Annotated in this window: 16 protein-coding genes and 4 tRNA genes; 4 read left to right on the top strand and 16 right to left on the bottom strand. The window is 58.4% G+C overall.

The features are described 5' to 3' along the window. The first annotated feature begins 224 nt into the window (after positions 1-224). From AOP6_RS00860 to AOP6_RS00850, 3 genes are all read left to right on the top strand, one after another. Positions 225-3,482 (top strand): PAAR-like domain-containing protein, encoded by a 3,258-nt coding sequence (locus AOP6_RS00860; protein ID WP_225897392.1) that lies wholly within the window; start codon positions 225-227, stop codon positions 3,480-3,482. Further along, positions 3,479-4,267 carry a hypothetical protein gene (locus AOP6_RS00855; RefSeq protein WP_155874754.1) on the top strand — a complete coding sequence of 263 codons (789 nt, stop codon included), beginning with the start codon at positions 3,479-3,481 and terminating at the stop codon, positions 4,265-4,267. The genes AOP6_RS00860 and AOP6_RS00855 overlap by 4 nt, the downstream gene beginning before the upstream one ends. Positions 4,268-4,331: 64 nt before the next feature. Then, positions 4,332-5,000, top strand: coding sequence for a transposase (locus tag AOP6_RS00850; RefSeq protein WP_155874753.1), 669 nt, complete (start codon positions 4,332-4,334; stop codon positions 4,998-5,000). Between the two features lie 154 nt (positions 5,001-5,154). Here AOP6_RS00850 and AOP6_RS00845 read toward each other — a convergent pair. The 9 genes from AOP6_RS00845 to AOP6_RS00805 all read right to left on the bottom strand — a co-directional run bounded on the left by AOP6_RS00845 (position 5,155) and on the right by AOP6_RS00805 (position 9,771). Next, positions 5,155-5,242, bottom strand: a tRNA-Ser gene (locus tag AOP6_RS00845). A gap of 75 nt (positions 5,243-5,317) precedes the next feature. Continuing rightward, positions 5,318-5,812, bottom strand: a complete 495-nt coding sequence (gene tadA / locus AOP6_RS00840; protein ID WP_155874752.1) for a tRNA adenosine(34) deaminase TadA — start codon at positions 5,810-5,812, stop codon at positions 5,318-5,320. A 56-nt stretch (positions 5,813-5,868) separates the two neighbouring features. Then, positions 5,869-5,945: transfer RNA gene (locus tag AOP6_RS00835), tRNA-Arg, on the bottom strand. Between the two features lie 30 nt (positions 5,946-5,975). After that, positions 5,976-6,476 (bottom strand): DUF2155 domain-containing protein, encoded by a 501-nt coding sequence (locus tag AOP6_RS00830; protein WP_155874751.1) that lies wholly within the window; start codon positions 6,474-6,476, stop codon positions 5,976-5,978. Positions 6,477-6,703: 227 nt separating this feature from the next. Further along, positions 6,704-6,797, bottom strand: a tRNA-Ser gene (locus tag AOP6_RS00825). A 54-nt stretch (positions 6,798-6,851) separates the two neighbouring features. Continuing rightward, positions 6,852-6,937: transfer RNA gene (locus AOP6_RS00820), tRNA-Ser, on the bottom strand. A 12-nt stretch (positions 6,938-6,949) separates the two neighbouring features. Beyond that, a complete protein-coding gene (gene serS / locus AOP6_RS00815; protein ID WP_155874750.1) occupies positions 6,950-8,221 on the bottom strand; it encodes a serine--tRNA ligase in 1,272 nt (423 codons plus the stop codon). Positions 8,222-8,295: 74 nt separating this feature from the next. Then, positions 8,296-8,868 carry an HD domain-containing protein gene (locus tag AOP6_RS00810; protein WP_155874749.1) on the bottom strand — a complete coding sequence of 191 codons (573 nt, stop codon included), beginning with the start codon at positions 8,866-8,868 and terminating at the stop codon, positions 8,296-8,298. A gap of 30 nt (positions 8,869-8,898) precedes the next feature. Next, positions 8,899-9,771, bottom strand: a complete 873-nt coding sequence (locus AOP6_RS00805; RefSeq protein ID WP_155874748.1) for an EamA family transporter — start codon at positions 9,769-9,771, stop codon at positions 8,899-8,901. Positions 9,772-9,956: 185 nt separating this feature from the next. On the opposite strand from AOP6_RS00805, the gene AOP6_RS00800 reads away from it, so the two are divergent. Beyond that, positions 9,957-11,360 carry a class II fumarate hydratase gene (locus AOP6_RS00800; RefSeq protein ID WP_155874747.1) on the top strand — a complete coding sequence of 468 codons (1,404 nt, stop codon included), beginning with the start codon at positions 9,957-9,959 and terminating at the stop codon, positions 11,358-11,360. A gap of 13 nt (positions 11,361-11,373) precedes the next feature. On the opposite strand, the gene AOP6_RS00795 is transcribed toward AOP6_RS00800, so the two are convergent. Genes AOP6_RS00795 through AOP6_RS00765 form a run of 7 tightly spaced genes read right to left on the bottom strand, consistent with a single transcriptional unit; the run spans position 11,374 to position 18,365 of the window. Then, a complete protein-coding gene (locus AOP6_RS00795) occupies positions 11,374-12,513 on the bottom strand; it encodes a ribonuclease D (protein WP_225897320.1) in 1,140 nt (379 codons plus the stop codon). After that, the gene (gene mutY / locus AOP6_RS00790) at positions 12,497-13,600 is read right to left on the bottom strand and encodes an A/G-specific adenine glycosylase (protein ID WP_155874746.1); all 1,104 of its coding nucleotides are present in this window, start codon (positions 13,598-13,600) and stop codon (positions 12,497-12,499) included. The genes AOP6_RS00795 and mutY overlap by 17 nt, the downstream gene beginning before the upstream one ends. Positions 13,601-13,632: 32 nt before the next feature. After that, on the bottom strand, positions 13,633-14,685 hold the full coding sequence (gene hisC, locus AOP6_RS00785) for a histidinol-phosphate transaminase (RefSeq protein WP_155874745.1): 1,053 nt from the start codon (positions 14,683-14,685) through the stop codon (positions 13,633-13,635). A 22-nt stretch (positions 14,686-14,707) separates the two neighbouring features. After that, on the bottom strand, positions 14,708-15,778 hold the full coding sequence (gene mqnC / locus AOP6_RS00780; protein WP_155874744.1) for a cyclic dehypoxanthinyl futalosine synthase: 1,071 nt from the start codon (positions 15,776-15,778) through the stop codon (positions 14,708-14,710). Beyond that, the gene (gene mqnE, locus AOP6_RS00775; RefSeq protein ID WP_155874743.1) at positions 15,775-16,857 is read right to left on the bottom strand and encodes an aminofutalosine synthase MqnE; all 1,083 of its coding nucleotides are present in this window, start codon (positions 16,855-16,857) and stop codon (positions 15,775-15,777) included. Before mqnE ends, mqnC begins: the two co-directional genes overlap by 4 nt. Positions 16,858-16,861: 4 nt before the next feature. Further along, a complete protein-coding gene (locus tag AOP6_RS00770) occupies positions 16,862-17,467 on the bottom strand; it encodes a flavin prenyltransferase UbiX (RefSeq protein ID WP_155874742.1) in 606 nt (201 codons plus the stop codon). Positions 17,468-17,489: 22 nt separating this feature from the next. Further along, positions 17,490-18,365, bottom strand: a complete 876-nt coding sequence (locus AOP6_RS00765; protein WP_225897319.1) for a UbiA-like polyprenyltransferase — start codon at positions 18,363-18,365, stop codon at positions 17,490-17,492. Between the last annotated feature and the right edge of the window lie 94 nt (positions 18,366-18,459).

The following is an 18,459-nucleotide window of genomic DNA, read 5'->3' as shown; positions in this document are numbered from 1 at the left end:
AAGAAGAATATGGTGGTTTGCAAATAGCTGACCGAGCAGTTATACCTCTCATCCCACGGTACAGGCGTTATTTACAAAAATTACAGGGGACACAGGAGTATGAACCGTCAATTTCGGACCTTGAACCTTTGCAAGTTGCGGGGAATGAAAAATCATTGGCGAAAATAACATCGGCTCAGCTTCAAAAAATAGATCAGGATTTATCCAGACTAAAGACTTCACCAATGTCCGAAAATCAGACCAAGATACAAACTGCCAAGGTCACGCATAAAAATTCTGTTTCACACTCCGGCAACGTCCTTATCAACGGCCGCAGTGCCGTGCATGCCGGCAGCGGCGGCACCCTGACCACGGTAGATGTCTGTCGCACGCAGATCGGTCCCGCTGTCGTCAATATCCCCTACACCAATATCGCCAAATCAAGTGATGCTGCCAATACGGCTGCCACTGTTTTTATCAACGGCCATCCCGTCTGCACCAAAAACTCCAGCTTCGCCAAAAGCATCGGCGATGAAGCCGGCAATCGCCAGGGACTTCACTCCGGCACCATCATGGGCAAGGCCGATTTTATAACCGCCTCCCCCAATGTGTACATTGAAGGGATAGCGGCCGTGCGCAATGGCGATCTTATGGTCTCCAACAACCGCAACACCGCCCCCATGCCCCTGGTGCAACCGGGAGCCTCGCCCGCTCCCGCCAAGGCCCTCGCCTTGGTCGACGCTCTGGACAAACCGGGTACACCCTTTAAGCTCGCCCTGGAGATCGCTGGCACCCAAAGCCTGAACATGAAGGGCACCCTGATTGCCAGAAACGGCGACAGCACCCATGAAGTCCCCCTGGGCTCCACAGCCCGCACCGATGATCACCGCCGCGAACTGATTTTTGAAAACCTCGCCGAAGGTGACTATGACCTTTTTCTTTACCAGCCGGATGAAAAGCACGGTGCCTATCAGATCCCCCTGGTACAGGGCTTCTCCACCTGTTCCAGAGAGGAGACCTCACCAAGGTGGCAAACGATCCTGGTTCCCCTGCTGCCCCGCTGTTCCACGACGGCTAACGCCGACCGCACCAAAGCCCAATACCCGCGTTGCAGCCAGGATATGGGTTGGCTCTATATCTTTGTGAATGGCCGACTCTGGCGAGAGCTCAAAGTCGAGCGGGAAGGCTTTTTCCGCGACGTCAATCTGACCTACGAAAAGGGGCAGGATGTGCGGCCCGCCACGGTGCAAACCAGCGACAGCCGCGTGGTGGTACCCTGCACCATTCAGGGAAAAGCGGTCGCGCTGGAGATGGCCTACTCCGAGGTGCAATGGAGCTGGGCCCGTATTGACGCCATGGGCGGCATGGCCGGGAATGATTTCGAAGAGGCCGCCAAGCTGCGCAGCCGGCGTATGCAGAAGATCGATCTCTCCAGCTATCCCGATTTCAACCAGGAGGAAGGAGTGATCGGCCCGGCGGATCAGTTCGAGCCTCCCCTGCGCTATGATCTGGCCATTCATCGGGAAAGCAAAATTCCTGTGGTCTATCTGCACGATCCCATCGGCATCGCCAAAGATTTGGCGACGGAGGTTTTCGTCTGCAAGCAGAACTACCTGGAGGGGAGAGACCAAGCCGCCGAAGAGGCCGGAACCAAGAACGCCATGGCGGAGATTGTCTTTCAGATGGGCCTTGATTCCCAAGAGGCAGCCGATCTTGTCGATATGGACGAACTGAGGGAGATCGTCCAGTGGGACCGGCAGATCGAGCACATTCGCGCGCTGGAAGACGCCGCCGTGGTTTTGGGTCAATTCATTACCAGTGCACCCGTTGAAGGATGTCCCGACATTCATACCGTCATGAAGGACTACGATGAACACCCCCATGTCGAACTCCTGCTTCAGGGGCATCTGCTCTCCAGTGAACTGGTCGGTCACCTGATTTATGGCGAGGGAAGGCAGTATCTCAGTACAAGCCTCAGGCAGCCGGATCATTTCCTGGTCAGTGCCCTCAGCCCTTGTCCCAGGAAAATCGAAGCCCTCGGCAAGAATGTCGATAAGGCTGCCGAGTTCTTTGAAAACATGGCGGCTGCGGCCCAATTAGATCCTGAATTGGAAAAGCAGGTTTTCGCGCTCCTTACCAAGGTTGTCGAACAGATCTCCGATGGCGAATACACCCTTGTCCACAGCAACTTCGATCTGGCGCAGGTGCTGGCGGGAAGCGCCGCCGCCACCGCCAAGGTGCGATATCTGAACAACAGTTTTACGACTCTGGTGCGGGGGTGCTTTGAGGTACCCCAATGGGTGGTAATCAAAAACGGCGTGTCCAGCCAGATGGCTCTGACCCTCGGTCGTTCCGTGAAGTGGCTGCAAAACAATCACCCGCTGATCAAACTCAATGCCGTGCGCCTCTTCGCCGTGCTGGAGGTGATGAATCTAGGAAAGGCGGTGAAGGGGATGAAAGAGGGACAGATTGGAACGCAAGAGACCCGGGCGTATGCGGCAATCTTCTCCCTCATTAGCCTCGGATACACCTACCTCAAGGAGGTCAAGCAGATCGGCGCCGGGTGGGACAACAAAGAGTTGCCGCGGTGGCAGCAACAACTCCTCACTAAGAAGAGAATCGCCGTCGCAGGGGGCGCTCACGTGTTCGGTTTCGTCGCCAATGTCATCGTCGTAGCCCAGGCCTGGAACGATGCCTGGGCCGAGTACAAGGTGGGGAATACCAGTGGTGCAGTCGCCGCTGGTGTTTCAGCCCTAGGCTCCACCATTCTGGCTGCCGCTACGACACTGGGTGGGGTGGTCGAGATGAACACCCTCGGTGCCAGCGGCTTCAGGGGGACGCAAGCGACTCGAGCCGCCCGATTCGGCAAGACGAAGGTTCCCCTGGGCCGCAGCCTCCAGGCAAGTCGTGTCGGAGCGGGAACCGCTGCTGGTCTCGCCATCATGCTGGTGGGGGGTGCGCTCATGTTCTTTTTCTCCAGAACCCCCCTGGAGCATTTTCTGGTCCGCGGTCCCTTCGGCCGCGACAAGGAAAATCGCTACAAAGGTTCCAGAGAATTTGAAAGTTGGCGTGATGATGCCATCGCTGAGGCGACGCTTTTCAATATTCTCTTCAGTCCCCGCCTGGACCCCCGTATTCGGCGCCTGGGTTTCACGGGCCACATGATCGAACTTAGAATCCGCCTGCCCCTGATTTTCGAAGGTAAAACCCGAATCGACTACACCCTCTTTGGTCTATCACCCCTGCGCTTCGGCAAGCCTGCCGAAAAAAAGGTGATTCTTCCACGGGACGAGGGTGAGTTGATATCAAATGAGGACGGATCCTATACCTTGACCCTCGCCTACAATTTCGAAGCGATCAGAGATTTTGCTACCTATGAAGCCCAGGCCCTGGTCGATCTTTACGGCGACGGCAGCCGGGTCCTTCCCGTTAAAATTGAACACACCGCCCTCGCCGGTCCCGACCCGGTGGTGGTGCACTTTCCCGAGGCCGTATTGTCATGATTAAACCGGAAAACAACAGCAGCCGCATGAACCCTCAGATGGCCGCCCGCTACGGGCGCACCCTGGAGCTCTTCGAGCAGTCCGAAGCCGGCAGGAAGCGCACCTATTCCCCGCCCCTGCCCTTCGAGGTACCGGAGGATGCACCGGGGGGGGGGAGCATTGGATGGTTGGGTTATCACCAAGCGACCATGACCCCCGAGCGCTATTACGGCAAAACGATTGTCAGCAAGTCCCGGGTCTGGGGCTTTACTATGATTATGGCGGGAGGAGGGGCATTTGCGTCCGCTGTGATTGTGTTGGCCCATTTGTACCACAATAGGATTGAACCCCCTTTTTGGGTCGCTTCTGGCCTGTTGGCACTCTTGTGTTTTTACGCCCGCCACAAGGCACGCACTGCCGATCGCGACGCCTGCCACATCTTCGAACGTTCGACAGGAAAGGTCTATCTCTACCGCTGCAATGAGCCGCATCGGGTCGTCGATTTCTACGATCTGCATTTCTCCACCACCGGGATCACCACTTCCGGACTGGCTTCGAGTTCACGGCTCAACATCGACCTGCCCGATTCGGAAACGGGAGATCTCGAATCCTTCGCCGGCTTTTTTCTGCCCACGCCGGAAGAGGCCCTGCGCTTCTGGTACGCGCTGGTGCGCTACATGGACCGGGACTGGCCCTTTGACGAGCGCGACAGTGAGTATTTCGACTGGCTGGAACAGGAAAAGAAGAAAAACGGCTATCGTGTGGAAGGCGTGCGTCATCCCGATGGCACGGTGGAGTGGGTTTGATTCTACATTGAACATAAAAACGGAACATAAAAACGGGACAGGCTACTTTTCGCTAAGGTGACCCATGCCAAGAACTTCCAGAGGCTTAGCCGACGGCTACTGCTACCATATCCTCAATCGCGGCAATAATCGCCAGCAGGTTTTCCATAAAAATCAGGACTATCTCGCGTTCATCAACCTCCTGAGTGAGGCCACTGAGCGCTATCCGATCACTCTCTTTGCCTACTGCCTGATGCCCAACCATTTTCATCTGTTGGTTCGTGCGGAAAAGGGGGAAGAACTGAGTCGTTGCATGCAGTGGTTGATGACCAGCCATGTTCGTCGCTATCACCGGCATTACGGCGGCAGTGGCCACGTTTGGCAAGGGCGCTATAAGAGCTTTATTGTTCAGCAAGACAATTATCTGGTCACTGCGGCCCGCTATATCGAAGCCAATCCGCTGCGTGCCGGTATGGTGGATGAAGCACAAAACTGGCCATGGTCTTCCTACTGCGAAAGCAGCGGGGAAAAGGAAAGGCAGATAACGGCTCCGCTACCGACTCTCTATAACTTGAATTGGGCTGAATTTGTAAATCAACCCCTGACGCAAGAGCAACAAAACAATTGGCAAAAAAGCATGGAGCGGCAGGCGCCGTTTGGAGAAGATGACTGGCAAAAGAGAGTGTGCGGGAAGTTCGGTCTTGAATCAACTCTCAGGCCTATAGGGCGGCCAAGGAAGATTCAGGAAAAGTAGCCTGTCCCCTTTTCTACTGAAAATTGGCCGGCAGTTGTTGTGATAAGTGGTGATATTTTGTCGATGTTTGCGGAGAAGTACGGCAAAAGTGCGCAAAAATGCACGTCAAAAGCACAAAGGGCCTAGCCGTATTCGGATAAGCCCTTGATTTTACTGGCGGAGGGGGTGGGATTCGAACCCACGGTGCCTTGCGGCACAACAGATTTCGAGTCTGTCACCTTCGACCTCTCGGACACCCCTCCAGAAGCGTGTTGGCGAATTGGGCGACATCCTACCTTATTGCGGGCCCTTTTGCCAAGCGCGTTTTGCGCTGCGTTTTACTGTGGGGGCGCTTCTTTGGCTTTTTCCGCTTTCTTTTGGGCCCGCAGCTTCTGGAAAAACCCACTGAGCTGGTCGCGGCATTCTTCGGCGAGGATTCCTTCGGTCACCTCGACGCGGTGGTTGAAGCGATGATCTTTGGAGAAATCGTAGATGGAACCAACGGCCCCGACGCGCGGGTCACGGCAGCCGAAGACGAGGCGCGGTATGCGGGCGAGGATAATGGCGCCCATGCACATGACACAGGGCTCCAGGGTGACGTAGAGGGTGCAGTCGAGGAGGCGCCAGTGCCCGATATGGCCGGCGCCCTGGCGGATAGCGATCATTTCGGCGTGGGTGGTGGGATCGTTGCTGGTTTCTCGCCGATTGTGCCCACGGCCGACGACCTGACCATCTTTGACCAGGACCGCGCCAACGGGGACTTCGCCGATCGATTCGGCGGCCACCGCTTCGTCGATTGCCTGCCGCATGAAGAATTCGTCCGCGTTATCCATGGTCTTCCCGATGCAAAAAGCCCCAGCACTTTTCAATGCTGGGGCTTCATTTTTAGTGGCGCGCCACGAGAGATTCGAACTCCCGGCCTTCTGATCCGTAGTCAGACGCTCTATCCAGCTGAGCTAGTGGCGCGTGTCAAGAAGAAGGTTTATCGCTTATTTTCTATGGATTGTCAACCTTTTTTTCGGTGGGCAGGTAATCGACCAGGGTGAAGTTGAATCGTGGATGCCTGAAGGCGTGCGCCCCGGGGTAATGACTGAACAGCCAGCCGTGGAAAATTTCCTGTCTTCCTTCAAAGATCGAGATCTGCACACCCGGGTTTTTCGTTTCATTGGAAGCGGAGGTCATCTCCACGCCATCCATGATGAAGGCCGGCAAAAACACCTTGGTGTGGACGGATATCCCCCCGTCGTCGAGCTGGAAAGAGGAGCCGATGTCGACTGTGTAGATTTTTTCCGTATTGTGCTGTCGATCCTGTACTGCGATTTTGACGGCTTTCCATTGCCCTTCGACCTCGGGCGGCACGACGACCTTGACGGAACCGGTTGGCTTTACAGCCTCACTGGATATCGACCCTTCGGTTGAGGGTTTTGAGTCACAGCCTGAAACACCTGTCACCAGCAGAACAAAGAGAACTACGGCACGGCGGGCAACAAAAGACATGGATACCTCTTGATGCAAGGAGTGAAAGGGTATGGTCAGGGAATAAAAGAAGAGGAATTCATCGATTTAAAATGGTGGAGAGGGAGGGATTCGCCCACTCTGTCGTCGCCATCACGGCGACTCCGGCGTCGGCTCCCCTACGCTCGCTGACGCGGACATCCTGTCCGCTTTTCTGCCGCTGGCAGCGCTTGCTTCGCTTCGAATCCCGGTATCTTATTGTTTAAAAATGGCGGAGAGGGAGGGATTCGAACCCTCGGTACGGGTTTACCCCGTACACTCGCTTAGCAGGCGAGCGCCTTCAGCCAACTCGGCCACCTCTCCGTTGCGGATACTGCTATGGATATGTATGTGAAACGTGCGTTTATGCTTTAAATTTGGCGGAGGAGGTAGGATTCGAACCCACGGTACTTTCGTACAACGGTTTTCAAGACCGCCGCCTTAAACCACTCGGCCACTCCTCCGCAGTCACTTTATCAGGCTTCGATGCGTTCCAAGCCACCCATGTAGGGCCTGAGGACTTCCGGGATCAGCACCGACCCATCGGCCTGCTGATAGTTTTCTAGAATCGCCACCAAAGTGCGCCCTACCGCCAGTCCGGATCCGTTCAGGGTATGGACGAACTCGGGTCGCTCTCCTTCTTCCCGGCGGAAGCGAATGCTGGCTCGACGGGACTGGAAATCGCGAAAGTTGGAGCAGGAGGAGATTTCCCTGTAGGCATCCTGTCCGGGCAGCCAGACTTCGATATCGAAGGTGCGGGCGGCGGAGAAGCCGATATCCCCCGTGCAGAGATCTACCACCCTGTAGGGGAGCCCCAGCTGACGGAGAACTTCCTCGGCGTTATCCAGCAGGCTTTCCAGTTCAGCGTCGGAATGCTCCGGTCGGACAAACTTGACCAGTTCCACCTTGTTGAACTGATGCTGGCGAATGAGGCCGCGCGTGTCCTTGCCATGAGAACCAGCTTCCTTGCGAAAGCAGGGCGTATAGGCGGTGTAAAGGACCGGCAGCGCGCCGGCCGCCAGAATCTCGTCCCGATGGATATTGGTTACGGGAACCTCGGCCGTCGGGATGAGAAAAAAATCCGGGTCTTCTAGATGAAAAAGATCGTCTTCGAACTTGGGGAGTTGCCCTGTCCCCGTCATGGAGACCCTATTTACCATAAAGGGCGGCAGAATTTCAATATATTTATGGCGGGTGGTATGCAGGTCGAGCATAAAGTTAATCAGGGCTCTTTCCAGGCGCGCACCGGCTCCCCGGTAGAGGACAAAGCGGGCGCCGGTCAGCTTGCCGGCACGCTCAAAGTCGAGGATACGGAGCTGCTCACCGATCTCCCAGTGAGGCTTGGGGGCAAAGTCGAACTGGGGCCGGGAGCCCCAAGAGCGCACTTCGCTGTTGTCCTCCTCGGAGGCGCCGACCGGGCAATTCTCATGGGGAATATTGGGGACGGTCATGAGCAGGCCCTGCAGCTTCTCCTCGACGTCCTTGAGTTCATCATCGAGGGTCTTGATACGGGCGGAGACCTCTTTCATGCGGGTGATCTCCGTCTGGACCTGGCTTTTATCCTTAGTCTGGCCGATGAGGGCGGAGACTTTGTTCTTTTCGGCCTTGAGCGACTCGGATTCGCCCAGAAGCTCGCGCCGCCGCTGGTCGAGACCCCGAAAGGCGGAAAGGTCGAGAGCCCCGCCCCGGGTGGCCAGACGCCGTTCGGCTTCGTCCATATTTTCGCGCAGATATTTGATGTCAAGCATGAACGCACCCCCATGTTGGCTTTAAAAAGCCCTTATTTCTAGCACCTCTGCCCGATGCAGTCAAGCCGCTTGCCTCAGCGTTTGCCGTTCACCCACCAGTCGCCGTCGCCATCGAACCACCAGCGGGTGGAATCCGTGGTCCAGATGGTTTCGGCGAGGCGGCGGGCCCCTTCGGTCCTGAGGCGGCGCACCGCAAAGGGGTACCATTCATCGGCATTGCGGTTGCCAAGGTCCTTATACTCTTTAAGCGCCAGAATCATCTCAAGCTGATCGGCATCATGGGCGATTTGGGCCTCGCGGCTCTCCTTGCGTCCGAATTCCTCCAACAGGGCCCGGTAGTCATCACCGAAGGGCAAGGTACGGGCCAGATCCTCCACGGCTTTTTCCTCGTCGGCTTTGACATACTTTTTATTCACATAATTGAGATCGCCGGTGCGGGCTTCGGGGACATCATGGAAGAGACACATCTGCACCACCTTGCCCGTATCGACCTCCTCGTCGAGATGAGCCAGGGTGAAGCCGATGATGGCGGTGCGGAAGGAATGCTCGGCAACGGATTCGGCCCCGGAGCCCAGGAACTGGAAGCCCGTGCGTGGAGTGCGCTTGAGCATGCCGACTTCGAAAAAGAAGTTTGCCAGATTTTTCATTATCCTTGTCCTTTCATGGGCCGCCCGGATTCAGCCGAGGCGGATCAGAACCACGCCGGCCAGAATGAGCAGGGTGGCCGAAAAGCGGATGCGCCCGCAGGTCTCCCCCAGAAAGAGAACCCCGATGAGGACGCCGATCAGCAGACTGACCTGGCGCACCGGCACTGCATAGCTCATGGGGGCCAGGCTCAGCCCGTAGCGGAAAGTGAGAAACGACCCCATCATAATCGGCCCTGACAGCAGCACCAGGTGCCGGCTTTGGCGCCATTCGTTCATAATGCGTCCGCGATAGGGGCTGCGCAGCAGGTTGAGGGTCATCAGCAGCAGCATGAACATGACCAGCAGGTAGGTAAAGTGGAAAGGAGGATAGAGGCTCACCCCCACCTTGTCGACCACCGCTCCCAGGGAGTAGATGAAACCGGCGGCGAGAGCGGCCTGTACGGACGGGTTCCCCAAATTGCGGACAGGCCGCGCTATCTCGCCCAGGGTAAAGCGCCGCAGCTGCACCGCCCAGGCTCCGCCCAGAATCAGCAGAATGCCAGCCACTCCCAGCAGCGAGATCTGCTCCCCCAGTAACCACACCCCCCAGAGGGGAACGTACAGCATGGACGTTTGCGCTAAAGGATAGGTCAGGGACAGATCGCCGTCGCGATAAGCGCGGCCATTGAAGAGGTGATAGAGCACAAAACAGGCGGCTCCGGCCGCCGCCAGCAACAGCACCGCCGGGGACAGGGCAGGAAAGGGCTCGGGCTGCAGTGGCAGGAACACATGCAGGCAGCCAGCCGAGGCCACGAACATCCACCAGATAAAGACCGTCTTGTCCCGGCTGCGCTTGACCAGCAGGTTCCACAAGGCGTGCATGAAGGCGGAAAACAGGATGAGAATCAGGGCCAGGGTGGTCATGGGCACATCATACGTGAAGCCTTGGCGGCAGGCAAAGGCAATAACAGACACTGTGACAGGGATAATTCTTGCTTCCGGCGCCATAAGCCGTTGACAGGACAAGCGAGATTGCTATTCTCAAAAGTCAGACCCCTGCAACGGAGCAGAATTTTCAAAGCACATGGTGACCAACAAGGAGAGACGTCATGTCCGAAACACGCATCGAGAAGGACTCCATGGGAGAAATGACCGTGCCCGCCGCCGCCCTTTACGGCGCCCAAACGGCGAGAGCCATGGAGAACTTTCCTATTTCGGGATACCGCTTCCCCCGCCCCTTTCTGCGGGCCCTCGGCATGATCAAGGAGAGGGCCGCGCGGGTGAACATGGAACTCGACCTGCTTGACAGTGAGCGGGCCATGGCCATCATGGAGGCCGCCGAAGAGGTCATCCGCGGCGAACTCGACAGCCATTTCGTCCTCGATATCTTCCAGACCGGCTCGGGGACCAGCACCAACATGAACACCAACGAGGTCATCGCCAACCGCGCCACCCAACTGGAAGGCTGGGGGGGCGAGCGGTCGATCCACCCCAATGATCACGTCAACCTGGGACAATCGAGCAACGACGTCATTCCCACGGCCATCCACATGGCGGCCGCCGTGGAGATCCGCCACAGCCTCATCCCCGCCCTCTTCGCTCTGCAGGAAGCACTGGGGGAAAAAGCGGAGGCCTTTGCCGACATTATCAAGATCGGCCGCACCCACCTGCAGGACGCCACGCCGATCCGCCTGGGCCAGGTATTTTCCGGTTACGCCCGACAGGTGGCCCTGGCCAACCGTCGTCTGGAAACGGCCCTGGAAGGACTCATGGAACTTCCCCTCGGCGGGACGGCCGTGGGGACGGGCATCAACACCCATCCGCAGTTTGCCGGCAGGGTTATCGCCGGGCTGGCGGAGGTAACCGGTCTCCCCTTCCGCGAAGCGTCCAATCATTTCGAAGCGCAGGGCGGCAAGGACGCCGTGGTCTATGCCAGTGGTGCCCTCAAGACCTGTGCCGGCGCTCTGTTCAAGATCAGCAACGACATCCGCTTCCTTGGCAGCGGCCCGCGCTGCGGACTGGGGGAGCTGATCCTGCCACCGGTGCAGCCTGGCAGCTCGATCATGCCGGGCAAGGTCAACCCCGTCATGGCCGAAAGCCTCATGCAGGTCTGCGCCCAGGTGGTCGGCAACGATGCCGCCATCACCCTGGGGGGACTATCGGGCAACTTTGAACTCAACGTGATGATGCCCCTGCTCGCTCACAACCTGCTGGAGTCCATCGCCCTGCTGTCCAGCGGCGTCACCCAGTTCAGCCGACGCTGCGTGCAAAACTTGGAGGCCGACCGGGCCCATTGCGAAGCCACCGTGGAAAAGAGCCTGGCCATGGTCACGTCGCTGGCACCGGTCATCGGCTATGATCGCGCCGCCCAGATCGCCAAGAAGGCCCACGAAAGCGGTCGGACCGTACGGGAAGTGGCCCGGGAAGAAGAAGTGCTCGATGAAACGGAATTGAACCGCCTGCTCGATCCCCTGCCGATGACCGCCCCGGGCATTCCTGGTAAGAAGAGCTGATTTCAAAAAGGAATTAAGCCTGCGCCAGCGTCTTCAACAAACCCTCTGCCAACACCTCGCCCTGCCAGTTTTTGAGGCCGGGGGTCTGGCGGAGGGTTTTTTCATCGTGCGGCTGATGCCAGGCGATCTCCTCCAGGAGGGCATTGTTGATGACTATGCCTGGATCCATCTGCAGGGCCTCGGCTTTTTCGGTGCGCCACGCCTTCAGGCGCACCAGCCGCTGGTCTACCTGTTCGTCACGAAGGCGGCGCTCAGTGCGGGGAAAGCTGGGGAGCTCCCCTTCTGGCACGGCCTTGCCGGCCTCTATCGCCGTCAGCAGGCTTTTGCCATAGCGATCCACTACCCGCGGCGAAACTCCTTCGATCCCCACCAGCCCCTGCAGGGAATGAGGCATCGTTCGCGCCAGGTGTAGCAGCGACTTATTCCCCAACACTTTGAAATGGGGACTGTCCCGACGCTGCGCTTCCCGGTCCCGCCACTGCAGGAGAGCCTCCAGCACAGCCAGCGAGCGGCGGGGCAGCACCCCGGCACCCTTGAGACGCAAAAAAAGTGGTCCGCCTGGCTCACTGTGACGGACCTTTTCCATCAATCCACATTCTTCCTGCACCCAGGTCAGCCGGCCTTTTTCCCGTAGCGCCTCTTCCAGAATAACGCTCAACCGGTGCAGATGCGCCGTATCTTCGGCGGCATAGCGAATCATCTCCGGCGAAAGGGGGCGTTTTGACCAGTCGGCCCGCTGGTACTGCTTGTCCAACTCGATACCAAAATATTTGAGCAGGACATCGGCCAGCCCGACCTTTTCCTCCCCCAGAAACTGGCAGGCGATCATGGTGTCGAAGAGCCCGTTGATCTCCAGGGAAAAATCGCGGTAAAGACAGCGGATATCATAGTCGGCGGCATGAAAAATCTTGCGGATGGCCGGGTTCGCCAGCACCGGTGCCAGGGGGGTCAGGTCGGGTACGGCCAGAGGGTCGATGAGAATCGTCTCCTCTTCCGTGGTAAATTGCAGCAGGCAGACTTTTTCACGGTAAGAATGCATGGAGTCCGCCTCAAGGTCGACGGCGATGGTGCTTTGTCCTGCAAGTTTCTGGGTGAAAGCGGCCAGAGCCGGGGCGGTCGTGATGATCTCTATCTTGTCAGTCTTGGCTAGCAATGGTGGTCTCCTTGCGTGATGAACGGTCTGACTTTTTGAGAAGCAGACCCAGTACCTTCTTATGGGCGCCGTGCAGGGGCATCTCCGGCAGGGCCTGTTCTGGCAGCCACTGCTCGCCGTCTCCCCCTTCGGCCACACCCTCGAACTTTTCAACCTGGACTTTAAAAATCTCTATCTGCACACGAAAGTGACTGTAGGCATGCCGGATCGTGCCGACGGGCTGCACTCGCCCCGACAACCCTCTCTCCAGCAGCTCTGCGGCGACGGCCTGCGCGCTGGACTGCCCGTGGACAAGCGCGCGTCCGGGAAACTCCCACAGTCCTCCCAGCAGGCCGTGCAGGGGCCGGCGACGAACAAGAATGCGGCCTCCCCATGCCAGGATGAGGACAACCTGTGCTTCGGTAGGCACGGCTTTGGTCGGGCGCCGCCGGGGGAGGCTCTTTTCCAGGCCCAGAGTCTGAGCCAGACAGAAGCGGCCGACGGGGCAGTCGGAGCAGCGGGGATTTCGGGGCAGGCAGACGGTGGCCCCCAGATCCATGATGGCCTGGGTGTAGTCATGCACCCTCGTCGCTGGCGTAAGGTGGTCGGCCCATTCCCACAGCTGCCGCTGGGCCACAGCAGTGGCGGGATCTTCCTGCCAGGCAAAGAGCCGGCACAGAATACGTCGCACGTTGCCGTCAAGAATGGGAGCGCGTTTTTCAAAAGCGAGCGCGGCGATCGCTCCAGCCGTGGAGCGACCTACGCCTGGCAGGGACTGCAATTCTTCCAGGGTGGCGGGGAAGTGCCCGTGGAAACGCGCTACGATCTGCCGGGCCGTGGCGTGCAGGTTTCTGGCCCTGGAATAGTAGCCGAGGCCGGCCCAGAGATCGACCACCTCTTCAATCGGTGCTGCGGCCAGCGCCGCGACGGTGGGATAGCGCTCGAGGAAGCGCTGGTAATAGGGGATGACGGCGGTGACCCCCGTCTGTTGCAGCATGATCTCGGAGAGCCAGATACGGTAGGGGTCACGGGTTTGCCGCCAGGGCAGCTCTCTGCCCTGGTCACCGTACCAGGCCAGAAGGGCTTCGCCGAAAGCCCCGGGCTCCATGCTGGCCTCCCTTGTCGGCGGACCCTTTTGGTTCAACCCAGTTCCTTAAGGACCGCCAGGGTCTGCTCCATCTCCTGCCTGGTCCCTATGGTGATGCGCAGTCCATGGGCCAGCAGGGGATCGGAGAAGTAACGCACCAGTATTTTGCGAGCGTAAAGCCCCTCGTAGACCCTCTTGCCGTTGCGGTCGGGCGGAGAAGCAAAAACAAAGTTGGTCTGTGAATCGACCAGCGCGTAACCGAGGGCGCCCAGCTCCGTCGAAAACCATGCCCTGGTGTCACGTATCCTGCCCACGGTTTCCCGTAGATAGGCCTGGTCGCGCAGGGCGGCGCCCGCTGCGGCGAGGGCCAGCCGGTCCAGATGGTAATGATCCCGAATTTTGTCGAGGGCCTGGATTACCTCCGGTCGGGCCACGGCGAGGCCGAGGCGCATACCGGCCAAGGAATAGCTCTTGGAGAAGGTGCGGGTAACCACCACATTGTCGAACTCTTTCACCAGCTCCAGCGCGTTGGCCTCGGCGAAATCGACGTAGGCCTCGTCGACAACCAGCATGCCGGCGCAGCGGCGGGCAATATTGGCGACATAATCCAAGGGGAACGTGAAGCCCAAGGGCGCATTAGGGCTGGTGAGAAAAAAGAGCTTGCCTTCGTAACGGGAGGGGAAATCAGCAATGCGATAATCCGCCGTCAGCCCAAAGGTGCGGATTTTCGCTCCCTGGATTTGCGCCAGGGTCGCGTAGTAGGAGTAGGAGGGATGGATATAGGCCACCTCTTCGCCCTCCCCCGCAAAGGCGCGGATCAGGTTATTGAGCAGTTCGTCGGAGCCGTTGGCGGTTATCACCCAGGACGGCTCAAACCCGAAGAGCGTCGCCGCCGTCCGCCGCACCTGGACGCTGCCGGCGTCCGGATACATGCGCAGCGAGTCGCCCAGCTCGCCCAGCTCCTGGCGGATGGCTTCCACCACCTGCGGCGACGGGGGATAGGGGTTTTCATTGGTGTTTAGCTTGATCCAGGCCTCGCTGTCCGGGGGTTGATACCCCGGCACATAGCCAGCCATTTGGGCGATATTGGGGCGCAGGCAACTCATAGCGTCGTCCTTTTCTGTCTGGTCAGTATTCCTGCAGTATCTCATAGAGCGTATTGCGTTTGGCCGGGATGAAGCCAGCCTCCCGTGCCAGCGTGACGATTTCCTGCTGCGACATACGGAAGGTTACCCCGGCGGCGGCCACGACGTTCTCTTCGAGCATGGTCCCTCCCAGGTCATTGGCTCCGAAGAAGAGGGCCACCTGAGCCATCTTGTCCCCCTGGGTCACCCAGCTGGCCTGGATGTTGTCGATGTTGTCGAGGACGATGCGCGACAGCGCCAGTACCTTCAGGTATTCGACCCCCGTCGCCACCTGACCGCCCAGTTCCGTATTATCCGGCTGAAAGGTCCAGGGAATGAAGGCGGTAAAGCCACCCGTTTCCTGCTGGATTTCCCGAATGCGGAAGAGGTGTTCGACGATGTCCCGCGCCCCCTCTTTGGAGCCGAACATCATGGTCGCCGTCGTGCGCATTCCCAGTCCATGCGCAGCCTTCATGACATCCGCCCATTGCTCCCAGCCGATCTTGTTGGGGGATATCTGCTGACGCACTTCGTCTACCAGTACCTCGGCACCTCCCCCCGGTACCGAGTCGAGGCCGGCCGCCTGCAAACGGGACAGGCACTGCGTCATGTTGAGGTCGGAAAGACGGGCCACATGGATGACCTCGGCGGGGGAGAGAGAATGCACCTGCATGGCCGGGAAAGCCGCCTTGATCCGGCGGAAAAGGGTCTCGAACCAGTCAATCTTGAGCTCGGGATGCAAGCCTCCCTGCATGAGAAGCTGGGTGCCGCCGTGTTCCGCCAACTCCTGCACCTTGGCGAGAATCTCGTCGTGGGTGAGCAGATAGGCATCCTTGGCGTCCGCATTCCTATAGAAGGCGCAGAAACGGCAGCGGGATTGACAGACATTGGTGTAGTTGACATTGCGGTCGACCACGAAGGTCACCCTTCCGTGGGGATGTCTCTGCCGCCGCAAACTGTCGGCCATCTTCCCTAGCGCGAGCAGGTCGGCCTGCTCCAGCAGGATCAGGGCCTCGGCCCGGTCAATTCTTTTACCCTGGCGTACCTTTTCCACCACCTGCGACAGTTCGCTCATGTCGCCTCTCCCAGTTCCCGGTAAAGGGTATCGCGCTCCACTGGTATCTTGCCTGCCTTGCGAATCATGCTTACCAGGTGTTCCTTGGCCAGGATCTGTGGAGATTCGGCCCCGGCGTCGTGGCCTATCTTCTCTTCCACCACGGTGCCATCCAGATCGTTCACGCCGAAAGCCAGGGCGACCTGGGCAATCTTCAGACCGAGCATGACCCAGTAGGCCTTGATGTGCTGGAAATTGTCGAGGTAGATGCGGCTGATGGCCAGGGTTTTGAGGGCATCGACGCCACCGACCCCTTTGGCACCGGGCACCCTCGTGTTGTCGGGCTGAAAGGCCAGGGGAATAAAGGCCTGAAATCCGCCGGTGCGATCCTGCAGGGCCCGCAACTTGGCAAGATGGTCCACCCGGTCTGCATAGGATTCCAGATGGCCGAACAGCATGGTCGCGTTGGTTTTGAGGCCAGCCCGATGCACCTTTTCCACCACTTCGAGCCAGCGGGCGCCCGAGATCTTCTCCGGACAGATCTTCTCACGCACCGCTGGCGCGAATATTTCGGCACCGCCGCCCGGCATCGAGCCCAATCCGGCGCCCTTCAGGTCTTCAATAACTTGCTCGACGGAACGCCCGGAGAGCTTGCTGAAGTAATCGATTTCCACCGCGGTAAAAGCCTTGAGATGAACCTCCGGACAGGCCTCTTTGATGCTAGAGAGCATCTGCAGGTAAAATTCATAGGGCAGTTCGGGATGCAGGCCGCCGACGACATGGATTTCAGTTGCGCCAGCCTCCCTGGCCTCTTTCGCCTTGGCCAAAATCTCCTGCAGGGCCAAGGTATAACCCCCTGCCTCCTCGGCGCTTTTGCAGAAGGCGCAGAAGGTACACTGGTTGACGCAGACGTTGGAGTAATTGATATGGCGATTGACGTTGAAATAGACTCGCTGGCCGTTTTTTTGCTCGTTGGCCAGGGCGGCGAGCTCGCCGATCTCCAGCAGGTCTTTGGCTTCGAACAGAGCCAGGGCTTCGGCCTCAGTCATCCGCTCCCCCGCCGCTAATCGGGACCTGATCTTTTCATAGAGCGCTTCCATTTTGCTACTCCTGCAACTGTCCCCAGCGCGGGAACAGGTTGTGTTCAATATTCAGGCTATCCAAAACCTTGCCAACCAGGTGATTCACGACGTCATCCAGCGTTTGGGGGCGGTGGTAAAATCCGGGCATGGCCGGCAGGATATGAGCCCCGGCGCGGCTCAAGGTAAGCAGGTTTTCGAGGTGAATTTGGTTTAGAGGTGTCTCACGGGGCACCAGGATCAGGTCCCGGCGCTCCTTCAGTACCACATCGGCAGCTCGTTCCAGCAGATTTCCACTGATGCCGGCGGCCAGGCGGGCCGCCGTCCCCATGGAGCAGGGGATGACCACCATGGCCCTGGGCACGGAGGAACCGCTGGCCAGGGGAGAAAACATATCCTGCTCATCGTAGACAGAGAGGTTCTGGGCACCGGCAAAATGCCTGGACACCTTTACCTGCGTCTGGACTGCAGTGCCGGACCAGTCCAGGCCTAATTCGTACTGCAGCACATCCAGACCGGACCTGGTCAGCACCAGAGAGACCTGACAATTTGCCTTGAGCAGTTCTTCGACCAGGCGTACCCCGTAAACGGCTCCGGAGGCTCCTGTCATCGCCACGGCTATATGGGTCATCAAACCGTCCCCTGTTCTGGGTTTAAACCAGGCTGTCCAACAGCGTGAAGGCAAAGATGGTCACACTGATGTATCCGTTCATATTGAAAAAGGCGGCATCCAGTCTCGACAGGTCGTCCGCCTTGACCAGCAGATGCTCATAGACCAGCAGCCCCGTCACGACCAGCACACCTAGCAGATAAATCCACCCTAGCCCCGGCACCGAAAGGAGCAGAGCCAGCAAAAAAACCATCACGGCATGAAATGCCCGGGACAGCAGAAGGGAGCGCTCCACTCCCAGACGCGACGGGATGGAGTGGAGGCCCTGCTCTCTGTCAAAATCGAGATCCTGCAGGGCATAGAGGATATCGAAACCAGCGACCCAGAAAAGCACGGCCAACCCGAGAACGAGCACTTGCCAGCTTACATCTCCCCGTAAGGCGATCCAGGCCCCAATAGGGGCGGCGGCCAGACAGATGCCCAGGACAATATGGGCCAAGGGAGTGAAACGTTTGCAGTAAGAATACAGCGCTAAAAAAAACAGGGCCAGCGGTGACAACTTCAGGCAGAGGGGGTTGAGCATCCAGGCCGAAAAAAGCAGAAGAGCAAAAGAGGCCAGCACAAACCCCCAGGCCTCCGGCATGGACACTTTTCCCGCAGGAATATGGCGCTGGGCGGTTCTGGGATTTTTGGCGTCTATGGTGGCATCAATGATGCGGTTGAGACCCATGGCCCCAGAGCGTGCCCCGACCATGGCCAGACAAATCCAGACGATCTGCATGAAAGTCGGCAAGGCCCCACTTGCCAGTGAAGCAAGGATGACACCCATCAGGGCAAAGGGGAAGGCGAACACCGTATGGGAAAACTTGATCATCTCCAGGAGAGTTCTGGCTCTTGCCAAAAAGCTCGTTTCCGTCATGAACATCACCCTTGTTTTTTTGGCCTGCTGAATAAAAGTGAAATACTACACCCGCCTGTGACTGGCAGACAAGGGATTTCCTGCCGCCGCCTTT

Origin of the sequence: Desulfuromonas sp. AOP6, assembly GCF_009731355.2 — a bacterium.
Classification (GTDB): Bacteria; Desulfobacterota; Desulfuromonadia; order Desulfuromonadales; family SZUA-540; genus SZUA-540.
Note: the sequence above shows the minus strand (reverse complement) of the source record. Positions and strands in the feature narration are given on the sequence as shown.